Below are 18,471 nucleotides of genomic sequence, written 5' to 3' on the forward strand. Positions count from 1 at the left end.
AACCTGCAACGAGAACGTGGCAGCCCCGCGGGGCCGCCACGTCCAGTACGTCTTCACCAGCACGCCGTGACCAGCAGGTCTCGATCAAGCAGCGCTGGACGCCTTGGCATTGACGCCCTTGCGAAGCGCCACCGTGTTCAGCTTGGTGTTGGCGGCCTTCTCTTCGTTCAGGTTCGTCGTGAGGAAGCGCACGATGTCGTCGTGCCCGAGTTCCTCCGCCCAGGCGATCAGCGTGCCGTAGCGGCACATTTCATAATGCTCGACGGCCTGTGCGTTGGCCACGATCGCGGCGTCGAGCACGGCCTTGTCCTCGATTTCGCCCGCGGTCTCATCGGCCTCCTTGATGATGCCGTCGATGGCGGGACAGTGTGTGCCACTGGGCTCCTTGCCGAGTTTCGCGAATGCCTTGCCGAGCCTGTCGATCTGCTTGTTGGTCTCTTCCAGATGGGCTTTCAGTCCGGCGACGAGGTCTTTGTTTGTCGCCTTGTCGATCATCTTCGGCAGCGCCTTGAGGATCTGCTGTTCCGCGTAATAGATGTCCTGCAGCCCGTGCAGCAGCAGGTCTTCCATCGATTTGATGTCCTTGGTGAAGAAACCCATAAACGACACTCCTTTAACAATGATGGAACTGGAACGCCGCACAGCCCTAGCTGTTCCATTCCCGTGATTAGATCAGGAGAGCCGAATGAGTGATGGTGCGGATCATCTTGCGGGCCTGCTCGGACGGGCGGCGATGGACGTGTGGGGTGACATGCCGCGCGACATCCAGGAAGCGCTGTTCGAGACCGCCATGAAGGGGCGTCCTGCGGAGCGGGAAGAACTCGCGCGGCTGCTGCACGAGCGGCATCCCCGTACGCTGCATCCGGCGCGGCCGGGCTGACGCCGCGGGGGGAACGATCGGGCAAGAAGCCGATTTTTAAAATGGGGGAGGCGCGGTGAATGGGATTCGACGAAGCCCGCGAGCCGTAGCTCCGCCCAGGATCAAATCGGTGAGTCGATCGGCGTGACTGAAATGATGATCGGAAAATGGTACGACCCGATCTCCCAGAGGTGGATCGTGCCGCGTGAAGCGCACCCGGTGGCGGGCTATTCGCAGTCCAACCCGGAGAAGGGTCCGGAAACCCGCGCATCGGGCGAGGCGCAGCGGATATGGGACCTGTTGGTCGATTGCTGCGCGCGCGGGTGATTCCCGAGCCGCCCCATCATTGGCTTGTGCTGTCGGCAATTCACAGAGTGATGACATAGACCGCGAAGGCAATGATGAGCGCCAGGCTTACGACGGCGGTGCTGATCAATATCTTGCCCATGGCGCGTCCGTGCTGTCTCGCCGCGTCAATGTAACAGTCGCCCTTTTCGTTCCCGAACCGTCAGCTGAAGGCTCCGACTGTTCACATGTGAACAAAGCGTCGGTACCAAATGGCTTGAACTATATCATTTGATATAGATATGGCTGCGCCCGCTCTTATCATTGGCAATCCGGAAAGGCACCGCATGGTGCCGTGACATGGAGACCCGATCGTGCTCAGGCGGCGTCGCGTTCAGCAAACCACCACGCTTCAAGAGCGGCTTGCGGAGTTCACCAGGACCATCCGCAAAAAGGCCGAGTCGTTGCCCGACGGCAAGGAGAGGGATGAGCTCATGAAACGGCTGAGAAGCGCCGACACGGCGTCAAACCTCGACCGTCAATTCGCCGGCGGGGATTGAATTGGCAAGGATTGAACTGGCAAGCACTGAGATGGAAGGCGTCAGCTGCGGTACCAACTCGCCAGATTCCAGGTCGTGACGTCCCATCCCGACATGTCGACCATGAGGTTGTTGACCCCCGCGTTGACGATGTTGCGGGATAGAAGCGGCAGGAACACGTTGGCCTCGCAAAAAGTCTCGTCCACCTTGATCAGCAGCGCGGCGCGCTTGGCCGGATCGAGCTCGTTCTGCGCAGCCTTGTAGGCCTTGTCGGCCTCGGGATCGGACCAGCGCGAGACGTTGCGGCCGAGCCATTTGTTGTCCTTGTTGGAGATCTCCCAGGAGACGCACTGGTTCAGGAAGCGCTCCGGGTCGGGCTGCGGCTGCGTGGTGTTGTACATCTCCATGTCCGCATAGAACTTCGAGTAGGTGTCGGGATTGCCGACGTCGGACGAGAAGAATACCGATGCCGTGACCGCCTTGATCTCGATCTCGATGCCGGCCTTCTGGCAGGCCTGCTTGATGATGGCCTGCGTCTTCTGACGCGGCGCATTGGTCGAGGTCTGGAAGACGAATTTGAGCTTCTTGCCGTCCTTCTCGCGGATGCCGTCCGCGCCCTTGGCCCAGCCGGCTTCGTCAAGGACCTTGTTGGCCTTGTCGACGTCGAACTCGTATTTCAGCTTCGGCGACTTGAACTGTTTGGGTGCGTTGACGAAGCTCGCGGTGGCGGCGCCGCCGCGCCCGTAGATGAACTTCTGGATCGACTCGCGGTCGATCAGCAGGTTGATCGCGCGACGAACGGCGGGATCAGACAGCGTCGGGTGCTTGGTCTTGGGGCTGGAGCGCTCGCCGTCCACCTCGGTCCACGGGTCCGTCGTGTTGAGGATGATGAACTCGACGTTGCCTGACGGCGTGACGTCGAGCTTGCCCTTGCCGCTGGCCTCCATGCGCTTGAGGACCTCCTCCTCCACCTGCATGTTCCATGCAAAGTCATATTCGCCGGTCTGCAGCACGGCGCGCGCCGCGGACACCGCATCGCCGCCGCCCTTGATTTCGAGCGTGTCGAAATGCGGCTGGTTCTTGACGTGATAGTCGGGATTGCGTTCGGCTCGGATCAGGTCCCCGGGCTTGAACTCGACGAATTTGTAGGGACCGGTGCCGACCGGCTTCAGATTGCCGGGCGCCTCGCGCGACTTCGCGCCGACATAGTCGCCGAAATGATGTTTGGGCAGGATCGGACCGACCGAACCGACGAAGGGGTCGGCCCAGAATGGGGTCGGGGCCTTGAAAAGTACCTTGACGGTGTAGTCGTCGATCTTCTCGACCTTGATGTCCTTGTATGAACCGGTGGTGTACGCCGCCGTGGCGAGATCCGAGGCGTATTGCCAGGTGAAAATGACGTCGTCGGCGGTGAAGGGCTTGCCGTCGTGCCATCTCACGCCCTGCTTCAGTTTCCAGGTCACGCTCAGGCCGTCCGGCGAAAGGCCGCCGTTCTGCTTGGACGGAGCCTCGGCCGCAAGGCAGGGGACGAGGTTGCCGTCCTTGTCCCAGCCGGCGAGCGGCTCGAAGAAGACGCGCGAGGCGATCTGGTCCTTGGTGCCGAGCGCGAAATGCGGATTGAGCAGCGTCGGAGCCTGCCAGAGCAGGATCTTCAGCGGGCCGCCGCCGCCGGCCTTGGTCGGCTTGTAGGGCAGGGTGGCATCCGCCATCGCCACGTCGTTCCAGACCAGGATCTGGCTCGCGACCGGTGCTGCGATCCCGATCGCAGCCATCGTCTGCATGAATGAGCGTCGCGACAGCGTGCCCTGCTTCACCTGCGCGATGGACTTGCGGATTTCGTTCTCGTTCATCGGATGATCCCCACTTTACAGACAAGTCGTTACCGGCCATGGCCCATCATGTTTCATCGAGGGCGAGGCGGCAATGCCGACAGGGTCAGAAAACCCTGCGGCGAAATGACGAATGTGCGGAGGTTTGAAGCCGGGATGGAGCCGAGCGCAAACCAGGATAGGTCCTGCCGCGCAGGCGGCGCCCCGGATTGCGCTTCGCTCCATCGGGCTAGGACAACGATCCGTGCTGTTTTGCCGTGATGCGCCTCACGCTTGCGCAGGTGCCTTCGTTCCCCACATGCGGACGAACGGAGAAGCGTCGTCCGCGCCAGGAGACCAATTTGGATTTCCATTTCATTGATTTCGCGCCGCGGAGAAGCGAATACGGTGCCAATCATTTCCGCCGAGTCATGGAGACCAAGATGTCGTTTCGCCTCCCCCTGATCCTTGCGACCGTGCTCGCCGCCTGGTCGGCCGCCGCTTCAGGCGAGACCATCAAAATCGGCGTGACGCCGGGGCAGCACGCCCAGATCTTCGAGGCCGTGAAGCCGATCGCCACCAAGCAGGGTCTCGACATCCAGCTCATCGAATTCTCCGACTACGTCGTGCCGAACGCCGCGCTGGATGCCGGCGAGATCCAGGCCAATTCGTTCCAGAATCAGCCCTATCTGGACAACCAGAAGGCGGACCGCGTGTTGCTGCTGCTGCGCGACAAGGGTGCGATCAAGCTGAAGGACGGCACGGGCTTCAAGCCGACGGTGCTCGATATCACCGAGAATCCCAAGAAGCTGAAGTTCATCGAGGTCGACGCGGCCCAGGCGCCGCGCGCGCTCGACGACGTCGACGCTGCCGCGATCAACACCAATTACGCAACCCAGGCGGGTTTCGATCCTGTCAAGGACCGGATCCTGCGCGAGGACCCGAAGGGGCCCTATGTCAATCTCATCGCCGTTCGCGCCGCCGACAAGGACAGGCCCTGGGTCAAGATCCCGGTGGACAGCTACCACACGGCGGAGGTCAAGGAGTTCGTCCTGACCAAGTTCAAGGGCGCGGTGCTGCCGAGCTGGTAGGCAATCTGCCCAACCAAAGTTCAGCTCGGGACGATCCCGGCGGGCAGGCTTGCGTATGAGCCCTGCGCAATGCCCGCTTGTCTGGAACTGCGGCAACCGACATCATCGGGATCCATCCTCGTCCGACAGGGGTCGTATGAAACGCTTAGCAAACCTGAAACGCCTGGGTTTTTTCACGCGGCTGCTCGACGAGGCCCCGCCCGCCGACCGGTATCGCTTCGCGGCTGAGCAGATCGTGCGCGCAGAGAAGGCGGGCCTCGATTCCGCGTGGATTGCGCAGCACCATTTCCACGAGCGCGAGGGCGGCCTGCCGTCGCCCTTCACCTTCCTCGGTTACGTCGCAGCCCAAACCTCGCGCATCCGGCTCGGCACCGGCATCGTCACCTTGCCGCTCGAGAATGCGGTGCGGGTGGCGGAGGACGCCGCGGTGCTCGATCTGCTCTGCAACGGTCGCTTCGAGCTCGGCGTCGGCACCGGCGGCAATCCCTCGGCCTTTGCCGCCTTCGGCCTCGACAGCGCCCAGCGCAACGAGATCTTTGCGCGCAATCTGGAAATCGTCCGCACCGCGCTGCTGGGCAAGCCGCTCGACGGTGGCGACACGCTCTATCCGCAGCGGCCGCAATTGGACAACCGGATCTGGCAGGCGACGTTCTCTGTGGCGGGCGGCGCGCGTGCCGGCAAGGCGGGCGATGGCCTGTTGCTGTCGCGCACCCAGCCTCGGACCAAGGAGGCGCCGAAGGCAACGCTGGCCGAGATTCAGAATCCGGTGATCGATGCCTATCTCGAAGCGCTGCCGCCGGGACGGGAGCCCCGCATCATGGCTTCGCGCACCGTCTTCGTCGCCGACGACCGCACTGAGGCGATGCACCTTGCCGATATCGGGCTGCGGCGCGCGCTGCCGCAATTTCTCAAGGGCGGCCACGCCAAGCCGGGCGAGACGCTCGAGGAGATGATCGCGGCGTTCGACACCCATGTCGGAGCGGCCGACGACGTCATCGCTTCGCTCCGCGCCGACGCCACGCTGGAGCGGGTGACCGATCTCGTCTTCCAGGCGCATTCGGTCGATGCCCCGCATCCCCATATCCTGCGCTCGATCGAGCTGGTCGCGGAGAAGGTCGCGCCGGCGCTGGGCTGGGCGCGGACCGCACCCGACGTGGCACTGGCGGGTTAGTCGGAATGAACGGAATCGCGTTGCACGAGGCTCAATGATGGGTACCAAGGATATCATCGATACGCTCGCCGGGATCGAACCGGGTTCGGCGCTCGATACCATTCGCGGGCGCCGCCTGCAGGCGCGCGACAACGCGCAGAAGAGCTATCTCTCGCTGTTCGAGCCGATCGACGCCGGCGATGTCTCGCTGGTGGAGCGCGCCGCGGTCGCGCTCTTCGTGATCGGTCTTCACCGCGAGCCCACAACGGCCGGTTTCTACCGGGCGAAGTTAGCTGCGACCGCCGATGGCGCGCGCCTGATCGAAGCGGTCGATGTCGAAATCGCGCGGGGCGAGACCTCGGGCCCCTACGGCGCGTTTCCAGCTGGCCCCCTGTCGGTCGAAAACAAGGCCGGCCTGATCTATCGCGTCAGCGCGGAGCGCAAGCCCGATCTCGGGGACCGGCTCGCTGCGGCTTTCGAACATGCGCATCTGCTGGTGTTCCGCCCGCGCGATGCGGCTGCAGCCGACATGAAGGCTCTGCTCGCCGCCGGCTGGTCGAACACCGGCATCGTCACGTTCTCTCAGCTCGTTGCGTTCCTGTCGTTCCAGGTGCGCGTCGTCACCGGACTGCGCGTGCTCGGTGCCTCGCTCGGGCGCACCGCGAACGCCGCGGCCGGCGCGTAAGGAGGCTGCATCATGAGCGCTGTAAACAATGTCAATCCGCCCGCCGTCTTCACCCAGGATGAACTGGGCTGGGTGTCGTGGATCGATCCGCTGCCCGAAGCCGAGCTGACCGAGCGGCATTTCGCCGGCCTCGTCGATCGGTCCCGTTCCAAGTCCGAGTATTTCCGCCTGCTGGTGCGCGATCCCGAGGTGCTGGAGGCCCGCACCAAGACCGACAAGGACATCTTCTACAACGTTGCCGACGGCCTGCCGCGCGCCGAGCGCGAGCTCGCGGCGGCTGCGACCTCGCGCTACAACGGCTGCATCTACTGCGCCTCCGTGCATGCGCGTTTCGCCAGCACCTATTCCAAGCGCCGCGACGATGTGCAGCGGCTGCTCGACGACGGCGTCGGCGCTGATCTCGGCGAGCGCTGGAATGCGGTCGTCAAGGCGTCGGTGGCGCTGGCTGCGACGCCGATCGCGTTCGGCCCCGACAATATCGATGAGCTGCGCCGCGCCGGTCTCGACGATGCGGAGATCGTCGACGTCATCAACGGCGCGTCTTTCTTCAACTGGGCGAACCGGCTGATGCTGTCGCTCGGCGAGCCCTCGAAATAGGCCAATCTCATCGGCATGGAAATTGCTGGTTGTTTCAACACCTGACAGGATGGAGCCATCCATGAGCAACATCGATCGTCGTACCCTGGTCAAGGGCTCGCTGGCCGCCATGATGGCGGGAGCAGCTTTCTCGCGCGCCGCGGTTGCGCAATCGTCCGAGCCGATTTTGCTGGGCGTCAGCGGCCCCCTCACAGGGCCGAACGCGCAATATGGCACGCAATGGAAGCAGGGCTTCGATCTCGCGCTCGACGAGATCCAGGCTGCGGGCGGCATCAACGGCCGCAAGCTCGCCTATAGTTTCGAGGACAGCCAGAGCGACCCGCGCCAGTCGGTGGCGATCGCTCAGAAGTTCGTCTCCGATCCCAGGATCGTCATGGAGCTTGGCGACTTCTCCAGCCCCGCCTCGATGGCGGCCTCGCCGATCTATCAGCGCGGCGGGCTGGTGCAATTCGGATTCACCAATTCGCATCCCGATTTCACCAAGGGTGGTGACTTCATGTGGAGCACCTCGGTCAGCCAGGCCGACGAGCAGCCGCTGCTGGCGGCCTATGCCGTCAAACGTCTCGGTCTGAAGAAGCTCGCCGTGCTGCACCTCAACACCGATTGGGGTCGCACCAGCCGCGACTATTTCGTCAGGGCCGCGAAGGAGAACGGCGCCGAAATCGCCGTCACCGAAGGCTACATCGCGGAGGAGCGCGACTTCCGCTCCACGCTGGTGCGGGTCCGCGATGCCAATCCGGACGGGCTGATCCTGATCTCCTATTATTCCGACGGTGCGCTGATCGCGCGCCAGGCGCGCCAGGTCGGGCTGAAGCAGGTGATCTGCGCCGCGAGCTCGGTCTACTCGCCGAAATTTCTGGAGCTCGGCGGCGAGGCCGTCGAGGATGTCCATGTCGGCACGCGCTACTTCCCGGAAGACCCGCGCCCCGAGGTGCAGAAATTCATCGCGGGCTTCAAGAAGAAATACAACGGGGTGGAGCCCGACGCGTTCAACGCTTACGCCTATGACGCGATGAACATGGCGGCTGCCGTCGTCAAGATCGGCGGCACCGACCGGCGCGCGATTCGCGACGCCTTTACGAAAGTGAAGGACGTCTCGAGCGTGATCTTCGGCAAAGCGACGTTCGACGTCGAAAGCCGGCGCGTCAAGGGCGCCATGAACGCCGAGCTCGTCGTGCGCAAGGGCCAGTTCGCGCTCTGGGACGGCAAGCCGACCTGAGGGGATCTCCTGCGTGTCTTCCTGGCTCGACTACACGATCAACGGGCTGATCGTCGGTAACGTCTACGCGCTCGTTGCGGTCGGGCTCGCGCTGATCTTCGGCGTCAGCCGGCTGATCAACTTTGCGCAAGGCTCGATCTACCTCGTCGGCGCCTATATCGGCTGGGTCGCGGTGGTGCAGCTGCATACGCCGCTCCCGCTCACCATCATCGTGGTCGCGGTGGCGGCGGCGCTGGTCGGCCTGATCATCGAACGGTTCGGCCTGCGTCCGCTGCAGAACTCGGTGCGCATCGCACCGCTGCTGGCAACCATCGGCATCAGCTTCGTGCTCGATCAGCTCGTGATGCTGACTTTCTCGCCCAATCCTCGCGCATTGCCGAGCCAGTTGCCGGATGTCCGCTTCCAGATCGGCGGCGGCACGATCGGCCCGCTCGATCTGCTCATCGCTGGCGTCGGCATCACCAGCGCGCTGCTGCTGTTCGTGTTCCTGCGCTACAGCAAGCTTGGCTGGGCCATCCGCGCCACGGCCCAGGATCGCGACGCCGCGATGCAGATGGGCGTCGACGTCAACCGCGTCAATCAGGCTGTGTTTGGCATTGCGGCTGCGCTCGGCGGCGTCTCCGGCCTTCTGGTTGGCATGTACTACAACCAGATCGACACCGCGATGAGCCTGCAGGCGACGCTCAAGGGTGTCGTCGCCGAAGTCGTCGGTGGTGCCGGCAACGTGCCGGGTGCGGTGATCGGCAGCCTGCTGCTCGGACTGGTCGAGAGCTACGGTGTCGCCGTGTTCGGCACCAGCTACCGCAATCTGTTCGCCTTCCTGCTGCTGGTCGTGGTGCTCGTGCTGCGGCCAAACGGCCTGTTCGCCAGCGCACGGCAGGCGCCGCCCGAACCGCTCACCGGCACTTTCATCGCGCCGAGCCGCCCGGTGCGGATTCCGCGCTGGGCTCTGCTGATCGCTGCCGCTGTGTTCGCGATCCTGCCACTGCTCCCGGTGTCCTTCTACGTGCTCCAGACCCTGATCAATGCCTGGCTGCTCGGCATGCTCGCGCTGAGCCTCACCCTGGTTGCAGGCACGATTGGTCAGGTCTCGCTGGGACACGCCGCGCTGCTCGCGATCGGCGCCTACACCTCCGCGCTGCTGTCGCTCACGTTCGCCGTCCCGGTCGGCCTTGCCATCATCGCTGGCGGCTTGATGAGTGCTGCGTTGGGCACGGCGTTGATCTCGCCGTCGTTCCGGCTGCGCGGGCACTATGTCTCGATCGCGACGCTCGCGATCGGCGAGATCGTCTCGCTGGTGATCCTGAACTGGGAGAGCGTCACGCGCGGGCCGATCGGCATCTCCGGCATCCCGCCGCTGTCGCTGGCTGGCTATGAGCTGGTCAGCCCGGTTTCGATCTACTGGTTCAGCTTCATCGTGATGGTCGTGCTGGCGCTGCTGCAGGGACGCCTGCTCGGCTCGCATCTCGGCCGCAGCTTTCGCGCCATCCGCGACGACGACATCGCCGCGCGAGCCTATGGCCTCAGCCTGAACCGCTACAAATCGCTGGCGTTCATCTTCGGCGGCTTTGCCGCCGGCGTCAGCGGCGGCATCGCCGCGCATCTCTATTCCTACATCAACCACGAGACCTTCAACACGCAGCAATCCATCCTGGCGCTGACCGTCGTGATCCTCGGCGGGCTCGGCAATGTCGTCGGCGCGATTCTCGGGGCGGTCGCGCTGGTCGGTCTGCCGGAAGTGTTCCGCATCGCGGCGGAGTACCGCATCCTGATCTACGGCATCGTGCTGCTGCTGCTGGTGCGGTTCAGGCCGCAGGGCCTGCTGGGGACGATGTGATGAGCACGACCATGCTGTCCCTGCGCGGGCTGACGCGGCGCTTCGGCGGCCTCACCGCCGTCGACGCCATCGATCTCGATCTCGCCAAAGGCGAGCTGATCAGCATCATCGGCCCGAACGGAGCCGGCAAGACGACGTTGTTCAATCTCGTGACCGGGCTTGACCTGCCGGACGCCGGTACGGTTCGCTTCGAAGGTCAGGACATCACGGGTCTCTCGCCCGAACGGCTCGCCGCCGAAGGCATCGCGCGCACGTTCCAGCTCGGCCGTGTCTTCGGCAATCTCAGCGTCATGGACAACGTGTTGATCGGTGCCCACACGCGGCTGCGTGCCGTCAAGCCGGCCGTGCCGCTGATCGGCCCGCTGCTGGAATTGGGGTTGGCGTTGCTGCGCCCCGCCAGCGTCAGGGCCGAGGAGGAGCGGCTGCGCGAGGACGTGAAGGTCATTCTCGCGCGCTTCGGCGAACGGCTGCTGCCGCGCATCGACCAGCCGGCCTACAGCCTGTCCTACGCCAATCGCCGCCGCGTCGAGATTGCGCGTGCGCTCGCGCTGAAGCCGCGCCTGCTGCTGCTCGACGAGCCGACCGCCGGCATGAACCCCACCGAAACCACGGAGATGCAGGGGCTCGTGGCCGAGCTGAAAGCCGAAGGGCTGACGATCTTGCTGATCGAGCACAAGCTCGAAATGGTGATGCGCCTCTCCGATCGCGTCATCGTCATGGACGAGGGCAAGAAAATCGCGGAAGGCCCGGGCGAAGCGGTGCGCGGCGATCCCAAGGTGATCGAGGCCTATCTCGGCCACGGCCTGACGACGAAGCAGGAGAGCGCGGCATGACGAACCCGCCTCCCGATGCGCTGCTCGCGCTCACCGACGTCAATACCTTCTATGGTCAGGCCCAGGTGCATTTCGACCTCTCGATATCAGTTCCGCGCGGCCACATCGTCTGCCTCCTCGGCGGCAACGCCAGCGGCAAATCGACGACGATGAAGATCATTTTAGGTCTCGTGAAGCCGCGTTCCGGTGACGTGACTTTCGACGGCGCCTCGCTGATCGGGCTGACCACGCCGCAGATCGTCCGCCGCGGCATCGCCTCGGTGCCGGAGGCGCGCCGTCTGTTCGCGGACATGAGCGTGCGCGAGAACATCCTGATGGGCGCCTTCGTGCGCGACGACCGCGAGGCGATCGCGCAGGATCTCGACAAGATGCTGACGCTGTTCCCGAAGCTCGGCCAGCGGCTGTCGCAGCGCGCCGGCTCGCTCTCCGGCGGCGAGCAGCAGATGGTCGCGATGGCGCGCGCGCTGATGAGCCGTCCCAGGATGATCGTGATGGACGAGCCGACCATGGGCCTGTCGCCGCTCTATGTCGACCGCGTGCTGGAGCTGATCCGCACCATCAACCAGGAGGGCGTCTCGGTCTTCATGGTCGAGCAGAACGCCAGCCTCGCGCTCGAGATCGCGCACGAGGCCTATGTGCTGCAGACCGGCAAGATCGTTCTCTTCGGCTCCGCCCGCGCGCTGAAGGACGATCCCCGCATCCGCGACGCCTATCTCGGCGGCTCCGAGGCGGCCTAACTCGATGTCGGCCTTATGGTTCGAGACGCCCGCCGTTGGCGGGCTCCTCACCATGAGGGCATCTCGCAGCGAAACAAGACCTCATCCTGAGGAGCCCGCGCAGCGGGCGTCTCGAAGGATGACCACAAGCATTCCTGCAAAGCGGCTTCCCGGGATTGCACTGGTCAGTATGACCATCTTATGAAAAGATCATACCGCTCGTGCGATAGGCGTGCAGTGGACAGAATGATTGTCGTGACGAAATTATCTTTGCGGGCGGTCGAGCCCCGAATGGTGCTGCTGTTCGGCGGGTTGATCGCGGCCAACATCGCGGCGTGGGCCTGGGCCTTCGCGGCGTTCGGTGACCGGCCGACGGTGATGGCGACCGCGCTGCTCGCTTGGGTGTTCGGCCTGCGCCACGCCGTCGATGCCGACCACATCGCGGCCATCGACAATGTCGTGCGCAAGCAGATGCAGGCAGGCGGCGCGCCGCGCAGCGTCGGTCTCTATTTCGCGCTAGGCCATTCCACAATCGTCGTGGTCGCGACCATGCTGCTCGCGCTCGGCGTCGTCAGCCTTGGTGGCGACAGCCTGCTCAAGGAGATCGGCGGCTTCATCGGCACGTCGGTCTCGGCGCTGTTCCTGCTGGTGATCGCGGCCATCAATCTCGTCATCTTTGCCGGCTTGTGGCGGACGTTTCGCGCGGCACGGGAGCAGGGGATTCACGATGCGGAGGGCCTCGATGCCCTGCTTGCCAATCGCGGCGTCCTCGCCCGGCTGCTCGGCCCGATGTTCCGCCTGGTGACAAAACCCTGGCACATGTATCCGCTTGGCTTCCTGTTCGGGCTCGGCTTCGACACCGCGACCGAAATCGGCCTGCTCAGCATCTCCGCCGGCGAAGCCGCGCGCGGCGCTTCGTTCGCCGATGTTCTCGTTTTCCCCGCGCTGTTCGCGTCGGGCATGGCGTTGGTCGACACCGCCGACTCCGCACTGATGGTGAGCGCCTATCGCTGGGCCTTCGTCGATCCGCTGCGAAAGCTCTGGTACAACCTCACGATCACAGGGGCTTCCGTGGCGGTGGCGCTGTTGATCGGCGGAATTGAGGCGCTCGGGCTGATCGCGGACCGGCTCGGCCTGTCCGGCGGCGTGTGGGCACTGGTCGATGCGCTCAACGACTCGCTCGCCAATGTCGGTTTCGCCGTGATCGCGCTGTTCGCGATCGCATGGCTCGTCTCGGTCGTGCTCTATCGGCGCATGTTTGCGCTGGGCGGCGGCGCCGCGCCAAAAGTCCTGAAATGCGCCGATGCCCCCGAGGCGGTCTGAGCCCGGTCGACGCTGCGGAACGCTGACGGCATTTTCCGCCTTGGTGCTGCTCGCAGGTGGCGGTGACGCCTTCGCGCAGAACACAGGCGCCTCGCGTGAGCTGCCGCCGGTCCAAGTCAGCGGCGGCGACACGAAACCTCGCAAGAAGCCGGCCGTGGCGCGACGCGCCAGCGAGCCGGTCCAGTCCGGCGGCCGCATCGTTGTTGATTCCACAGCGATACAAGCGGCGGATGCGCGCGGTATCGCCTCCGGCGTCAAGGGCCCGCCCGGCATGGCGAGCGAAATCACCGTCTCCGGCGAGGACATCAACGCGCGCCCTTTCACACGGCCGGGCGAGGCGCTCGAAGCCGTGCCGGGGCTGATCGTGACCCAGCATTCGGGCGAGGGCAAAGCCAACCAGTATTTTCTGCGCGGCTACAATCTCGACCACGGCACAGATCTCGCGATCACCGTCGATGACGTGCCCGTCAACATGCGCACCCACGCGCATGGCCAGGGCTATGCGGACCTGAACTGGCTGATCCCGGAGACCATTGCCGCGATGGACGTGCGCAAGGGGCCGTACTTCGCCGACGAGGGCGATTTCGCCTCCGTCGGCAGCGTGCACATCGGCCTGATCGACCGCACCAAGGGCCTCGCCCAGGTGACCGCCGGCAGCTTTGGTTATCGCCGCCTTGTCGGCATGGACTCCGCGAAGGTCGGGGACGGCTCGCTGCTCGTCGCCGGCGAGATCGGCACCTATAATGGACCGTGGGACAATCCGGACAATGTCCGCAAGCTCAACGGCCTCGTACGCTACAGCCAGGGCACCGCGACGGATGGCGTATCGGTCACCGGCATGGCCTATGCGAACAAATGGAATTCGACCGACCAGGTGCCGCAGCGCGCGATCGCGCGTGGCCTGCTCGACCGGTTCGGCTCGGAAGATCCAAGCGACGGCGGCAGCACCAATCGCTTCGCGCTCTCCGCCCGCATCGCGCAGAGCGACGATGTGGGGTCGTGGAAAGCCAACGCCTATGTGGTGAAGAGCCAGCTCGACCTCTTCAACAACTTCACCTACTTCCTTGGCGATCCCGTGCTTGGCGACCAATTCCGTCAGCACGACGACCGCCTGATGGCCGGCGCCAACATCGCGCGCACGCTGAACGGCTCGTTCGCGGGGCTGCCGATGCAGACCACCATCGGCCTGCAATCGCGCCATGATTCGATCGATCTGGCGCTGAGCAACAATTTTCGGCGCGGCTTCGTCTCCAACGTTCGCAGCGACAAGGTCGGCGAAGGCAGCGTCGGTGTCTACGCCGAAAACACCGTGCGCTGGACCGATTGGCTCCGGACCACTGTCGGCTTGCGCGGCGACTACTACGCTGCCGATGTCGCCTCGCTGTTCAATTCGAACAATTCCGGCCGTGCCGACGCCGCGCTGGGCAGTCCGAAATTCAGGCTGGTCCTCGGTCCGTTCAATCAGACCGAATTCTTCCTCGCCGCGGGCTACGGCATGCACTCGAACGACGCCCGCGGCGCCACTACGACCGAAGACCCCGGTGATCCCAGCGCGAGACTTTCGCCGTCGCCCCTGCTGGTGCGCACCAGGGGCGCGGAGGTCGGCGTTCGCAGCAGGACCGTTCCCGGCCTCGACACCTCGGTCAGCCTCTTCATCCTCGATCAGGAGTCCGAGATCCTGTTTTCCGGCGATGCAGGCGACACCTCGGCGACCCGCGCCAGCCGTCGCTACGGCTTTGAATGGACCAACCATTACCGCCCGAGATCGTGGATCGATGTCGACGCTGATCTTGCGATGACACACGCGCGCTTCCGCGGCTCTGACAGCGATCAGGCCGAGGTCTACGCCTCGCTCGCCGGTTATCCCGAGGCGCAGGCCGGCAACGCGCCCGGCAATTACATTCCGAATGCGCCGGCGATGGTGGCATCAGCCGGCATCACGCTCGGCGAGAAGACCGGCTGGTTCGGGGGCTTGCGCTGGCGCTATCTGGCGTCGAGCCCACTGACGGAAGACAATGCGTTCCGCTCATCCGCGACCAGCGTCTTCAATGGACGCCTCGGCTATCGCATCGACAATGGCTGGCGCCTTCAGCTCGACGTGCTCAATCTCTTCAACACGCAGGCGAACCAGATCACCTACGCCTATGGGTCGCTGCTGAAAACCGACACGCTCTACGCCCTCTGTACCTCTGGCACCGCGCCCGCCGCGGTCTGCCAGAACGGCGTGATGGACACCGTGCTGCACCCGGTCGAGCCGCTGACGTTCCGCGTGACCATGGTGGGGGCGTTCTAGGCCGACGCCGCGCTCGCGACCTGCTCCGCCGGCAGATCGTCAGCATTGGGATCGCCCGGCGCGGTGGCCCAGGCCAATTCCACCAGCGTCACGAACCTGCGGCCGGCGCCGTCGAGCTGGCAGACGATCAGGCCCTGCTCTTCCATGTAGCCGAGCAGGCGCTGCGCCCGGCGCAGCGAATGCGAGCCGTAGGCGCGTGCGATGGCGGCGTCGCCGGGACACGGCCAGCCTTCTTTCGCCGCGCGCGCGATCATCATGAACACACCCTGCATGTCGTCGGGCAGGATCGAGGCGCGCAGCGACACCTCCTGCCAGGCGTCGTCCTCGGCATGCTCGGCGCCGAGCCCGGCGCGTGCGCGTGTCAGCATGCGGCGGAATTCGGTGAGATCGGGCACCGCCGAGCCGAGCCCCTCGATGCGGCAGCGAACCACGAACTCCTGGTACAACACGCCGACCGCGCGGAAACCGGCGTCGGGCGCGGCGAGCACGGCACGAAGGGTCCGATCCACGCGTTCGCGCCGTTCGGCGAGCTCTTCGGCACTGGTCGGGACCTCGATCATTTCGGGGCCGATCTCCGGTGCCGCAGCCTTGGCGGCGCGGAGTTGCTCGAGCAGATCTGGCGCGGGCCGGCGCTGCGGACGGCTGGCATCGGGCGGCGGCGCGGCCAGGATCACGGCGCGCATATTTTCGAGTGCGGCTTCAGGCATCGGCATCAGCCGCGGGGTGGAATTGCGCGGCTGGGTTTCGGTCGCACCGATATTCAAACGCAGGGGGCGTCGCGACAGTGCGGGGCCGAGCGCCATGAATTGTCCGCGTTCGAGATCGCGAAAGGATTCGGCCTGCCGCCGCTCCATGCCGAGCAGGTCGGCGGCGCGCGCCATGTCGATGTCGAGGAAGGTGCGGCCCATCAGGAAGTTGGACGCTTCGGCCGCGACGTTCTTGGCGAGCTTTGCCAGCCGCTGGGTCGCGATGATCCCGGCAAGCCCGCGCTTGCGGCCGCGGCACATCAGATTTGTCATCGCGCCGAGCGACAATTTTCGCGCTTCGTCCGAGACTTCGCCCGCGACCGCAGGCGCAAACAGCTGCGCCTCGTCGACGACCACCAGCATCGGGTACCAATGGTCGCGGTCCACGTCGAACAGCCCGCCAAGGAAGGCCGCGGCGCGGCGCATCTGGTTCTCGGCGTCGAGCCCTTCGAGATTGAGCACGGTGGAGACCCGGTGCAGCCGCGCGCGCTCGCCGGCGACCTGAAGGCCGCGCTCGGTGTGATCCTCGGCCTCGATCACGAGATGGCCGAAATGCTCCGCCAGGGACACGAAATCACCTTCGGGATCGATGATCGCTTGCTGCACCCAGGGGGCGCTCTGTTCCAGCAGCCGCCGCAGCAAATGCGATTTGCCGGAGCCCGAATTGCCCTGCACCAGGAGGCGGGTCGCCAGCAGTTCCTCGAGGTCCATGGCCGCCGCGGCGCCCGCCGTGGTCTGCCCCATCTCGATCGCAACCGTCATGCCCGACTCAAGTCCCATCATTCGCGGACTGGGGCTTAACAACCCGGTCGCGGCGCGTCGAGCACCATGGCGAAAATCATGCGTTGTTGCCCACGGCGGAGTTCAGGCGTGATTCGATTGCCGTAGAAGTGCGGGCCGATAGGGGGCTTGCGGATCGTCGTCCTGGGGTATCGCTTGCGGGAGTTCCCCCGCTGATGTGCGAAACCGCCATTGCGCGGTGCGCTCGGCATGCGCCCAGTCAATGATGGGTGTGCGAAGTCCGGCAAAGGGGATCGCGGCCCGCTACAGCGCGCCCGATCCTCCCTGCACGATCTTCTCGTTGAGCTTCAGGTCCACGGTCTCGACCGTGCGGTCGATCTCTGCATTGGGCGCGCCGAGCTGATGCGAGATCAGCTTGACCAGCAGGTCCACGCGCTCGATGAAGGGCGCGCCGCCGGCCACCGCGCGTGCGGCCGATGACGGCTTCAGCAGGCTCTCGGCGGCCTTGGCGTATTTCGCGAACGGCACCTGGTCCTGCGGATCGGCGCCGAGACGCCGGGCGATGGCGTCGACATGCTCGTAGATCGTTTGCGAGCGCGCGAGATCACCGTGCACGGCATCGCGGATCGACTGCGGCTCGTGCGGCGTGATGCAGCGGTAGTTGCCGGTCAGCAGCATCGACCATTTCGCCAGCGGCACGAACAGAGAATCGAACACCTTCAGCTTCACCGGCACGTCGTGACCGTCGAGGGTCACCGCGTCGATGTCGGCTTCGAGCTCGCGCAGCACCTTGTTGTGCTTCTCGTCCGCGAACACCGATGCCTTGAAATTCGTGGGCAGGCCGACGTGGAGCACGTTCGCAGCCTCTTCCGGCGGACGGAACGCCTGCGGGTCGGGCGAGCACAGGGTCACCAGCCCGGGCTCGAAGCGCTCCCACACCTGCGCATTGGTGTAGGCCTCTTCGAGATCCATGTCTGCGAGCGAGGGGATCCGCTTCAGATAGGGCAGCGGCGGCATGTTCATGATCGACAGGCACGGCAACTTCGCCGCCGCGATCCTGACCATGAGAACGCGTACCGTGTGGTTGGTGTATTGCGGCTCCTGCATCGCAAGGCCGACCATGTCGTAACGCGACAAATCCACATTGGCGGGTGTCACGGCGTCGAGCTTGCCGGGCAGGTCGCGCGAGAAGATGGCGCGGTGAACCGCCTCGTCACGCAACTTGATGCGCACCTCGGTACCCTCGCGGTTGATCAGCTCCGCGGTCTTGGCGCGGCAGACCAGGGTCACGTTGTGCCCCGCCATCAGCAGCTTCGTGCCCAGCAGGGAACCGTAGGAAGCCCCGAGAATCAGGATGTTACGCGCCATGTCTCGTCCCTTTGACGATTTGTGTGATGAGCCCGGCCATCATCCGCGGGCGAGTTTGGCGGGCATGTAAGGCAAAGTGCGTGAGGATGGCAACTGGTATAATGGATGCAAGGGCTGGGCGAATATGACATGGCCCGATGGAGCGCAGCGCGATCCCGGGCGGCTCGCGCGGCATTCGGCACCTTCCCGGATTACGCTTGCGCTCCATCCGGCTATGCGACCGCCTCTGTGTCGCCCCCTGTCAATCCGCGCACGCAAAAATATTCCGCTTTACCGAAATTCGGTTTTGTCGTATGTGTCGGTTATCCCGGCTCATCCTTGAGGGGCGATCTCGTTGTCGTCTTGATTGCGAGCCGGGCTTGCGGTGGACGCGGCAGCGTC

Annotated in this window: 16 protein-coding genes; 12 read left to right on the plus strand and 4 right to left on the minus strand. The window is 64.8% G+C overall.

Features of this window, described 5'->3' with window-relative positions; translation table 11 throughout:
• Window positions 1-84: 84 nt before the first annotated feature.
• Window positions 85-600 (minus strand): YciE/YciF ferroxidase family protein, encoded by a 516-nt coding sequence (locus AC0L2F_RS30665; RefSeq protein WP_063995046.1) that lies wholly within the window; start codon window positions 598-600, stop codon window positions 85-87.
• Between the two features lie 85 nt (window positions 601-685).
• Here AC0L2F_RS30665 and AC0L2F_RS30670 point away from each other — a divergent pair, with 85 nt between their 5' ends.
• Both AC0L2F_RS30670 and AC0L2F_RS30675 read left to right on the plus strand, forming a co-directional pair.
• Window positions 686-880 carry a hypothetical protein gene (locus AC0L2F_RS30670; RefSeq protein ID WP_007614011.1) on the plus strand — a complete coding sequence of 65 codons (195 nt, stop codon included), beginning with the start codon at window positions 686-688 and terminating at the stop codon, window positions 878-880.
• A 123-nt stretch (window positions 881-1,003) separates the two neighbouring features.
• The gene (locus AC0L2F_RS30675) at window positions 1,004-1,186 is read left to right on the plus strand and encodes a hypothetical protein (protein WP_156527006.1); all 183 of its coding nucleotides are present in this window, start codon (window positions 1,004-1,006) and stop codon (window positions 1,184-1,186) included.
• A 559-nt stretch (window positions 1,187-1,745) separates the two neighbouring features.
• Here the strand turns inward: AC0L2F_RS30675 and AC0L2F_RS30680 are convergent.
• Window positions 1,746-3,533, minus strand: coding sequence for a peptide ABC transporter substrate-binding protein (locus AC0L2F_RS30680; protein WP_007614008.1), 1,788 nt, complete (start codon window positions 3,531-3,533; stop codon window positions 1,746-1,748).
• Window positions 3,534-3,922: 389 nt separating this feature from the next.
• Between AC0L2F_RS30680 and AC0L2F_RS30685 the strand changes: the two genes are divergently transcribed.
• The 10 genes from AC0L2F_RS30685 to AC0L2F_RS30730 all read left to right on the plus strand — a co-directional run bounded on the left by AC0L2F_RS30685 (window position 3,923) and on the right by AC0L2F_RS30730 (window position 15,235).
• Complete coding sequence (locus AC0L2F_RS30685) at window positions 3,923-4,582, plus strand: MetQ/NlpA family ABC transporter substrate-binding protein (RefSeq protein ID WP_473250951.1); 660 nt, start codon at window positions 3,923-3,925, stop codon at window positions 4,580-4,582.
• 136 nt (window positions 4,583-4,718) lie between these two features.
• Window positions 4,719-5,753 carry a putative FMN-dependent luciferase-like monooxygenase gene (locus tag AC0L2F_RS30690; RefSeq protein WP_063995048.1) on the plus strand — a complete coding sequence of 345 codons (1,035 nt, stop codon included), beginning with the start codon at window positions 4,719-4,721 and terminating at the stop codon, window positions 5,751-5,753.
• 37 nt (window positions 5,754-5,790) lie between these two features.
• Window positions 5,791-6,417, plus strand: coding sequence for a CMD domain protein (locus AC0L2F_RS30695; RefSeq protein ID WP_473250952.1), 627 nt, complete (start codon window positions 5,791-5,793; stop codon window positions 6,415-6,417).
• 12 nt (window positions 6,418-6,429) lie between these two features.
• Window positions 6,430-7,014, plus strand: a complete 585-nt coding sequence (locus tag AC0L2F_RS30700) for an alkylhydroperoxidase domain protein (RefSeq protein WP_473250945.1) — start codon at window positions 6,430-6,432, stop codon at window positions 7,012-7,014.
• A gap of 61 nt (window positions 7,015-7,075) precedes the next feature.
• Window positions 7,076-8,233 (plus strand): ABC transporter substrate-binding protein, encoded by a 1,158-nt coding sequence (locus tag AC0L2F_RS30705; protein WP_007613991.1) that lies wholly within the window; start codon window positions 7,076-7,078, stop codon window positions 8,231-8,233.
• Window positions 8,234-8,246: 13 nt separating this feature from the next.
• Window positions 8,247-10,070: an ABC transporter permease gene (locus tag AC0L2F_RS30710; protein ID WP_473250946.1), complete on the plus strand. Its 1,824-nt coding sequence runs from the start codon at window positions 8,247-8,249 to the stop codon at window positions 10,068-10,070.
• Entirely contained in the window at window positions 10,070-10,903 is an 834-nt protein-coding gene (locus AC0L2F_RS30715) for an ABC transporter ATP-binding protein (protein ID WP_473250947.1), read from the plus strand. Before AC0L2F_RS30710 ends, AC0L2F_RS30715 begins: the two co-directional genes overlap by 1 nt.
• Window positions 10,900-11,640 carry an ABC transporter ATP-binding protein gene (locus AC0L2F_RS30720; protein WP_473250948.1) on the plus strand — a complete coding sequence of 247 codons (741 nt, stop codon included), beginning with the start codon at window positions 10,900-10,902 and terminating at the stop codon, window positions 11,638-11,640. The genes AC0L2F_RS30715 and AC0L2F_RS30720 overlap by 4 nt, the downstream gene beginning before the upstream one ends.
• A gap of 270 nt (window positions 11,641-11,910) precedes the next feature.
• Window positions 11,911-12,942, plus strand: a complete 1,032-nt coding sequence (locus AC0L2F_RS30725; protein WP_007613981.1) for a HoxN/HupN/NixA family nickel/cobalt transporter — start codon at window positions 11,911-11,913, stop codon at window positions 12,940-12,942.
• Entirely contained in the window at window positions 12,923-15,235 is a 2,313-nt protein-coding gene (locus AC0L2F_RS30730) for a TonB-dependent receptor (RefSeq protein WP_473250949.1), read from the plus strand. The genes AC0L2F_RS30725 and AC0L2F_RS30730 overlap by 20 nt, the downstream gene beginning before the upstream one ends.
• On the opposite strand, the gene AC0L2F_RS30735 is transcribed toward AC0L2F_RS30730, so the two are convergent.
• Both AC0L2F_RS30735 and AC0L2F_RS30740 read right to left on the minus strand, forming a co-directional pair.
• Window positions 15,232-16,743 carry an ATP-binding protein gene (locus AC0L2F_RS30735; protein ID WP_007613978.1) on the minus strand — a complete coding sequence of 504 codons (1,512 nt, stop codon included), beginning with the start codon at window positions 16,741-16,743 and terminating at the stop codon, window positions 15,232-15,234. The two genes, AC0L2F_RS30730 and AC0L2F_RS30735, sit on opposite strands and share 4 nt — an antisense overlap.
• Window positions 16,744-17,025: 282 nt before the next feature.
• Complete coding sequence (locus AC0L2F_RS30740; protein ID WP_007595931.1) at window positions 17,026-18,090, minus strand: ketopantoate reductase family protein; 1,065 nt, start codon at window positions 18,088-18,090, stop codon at window positions 17,026-17,028.
• Window positions 18,091-18,471 lie beyond the last annotated feature (381 nt).

The organism is Bradyrhizobium sp. Ken64 (genome assembly GCF_055807555.1).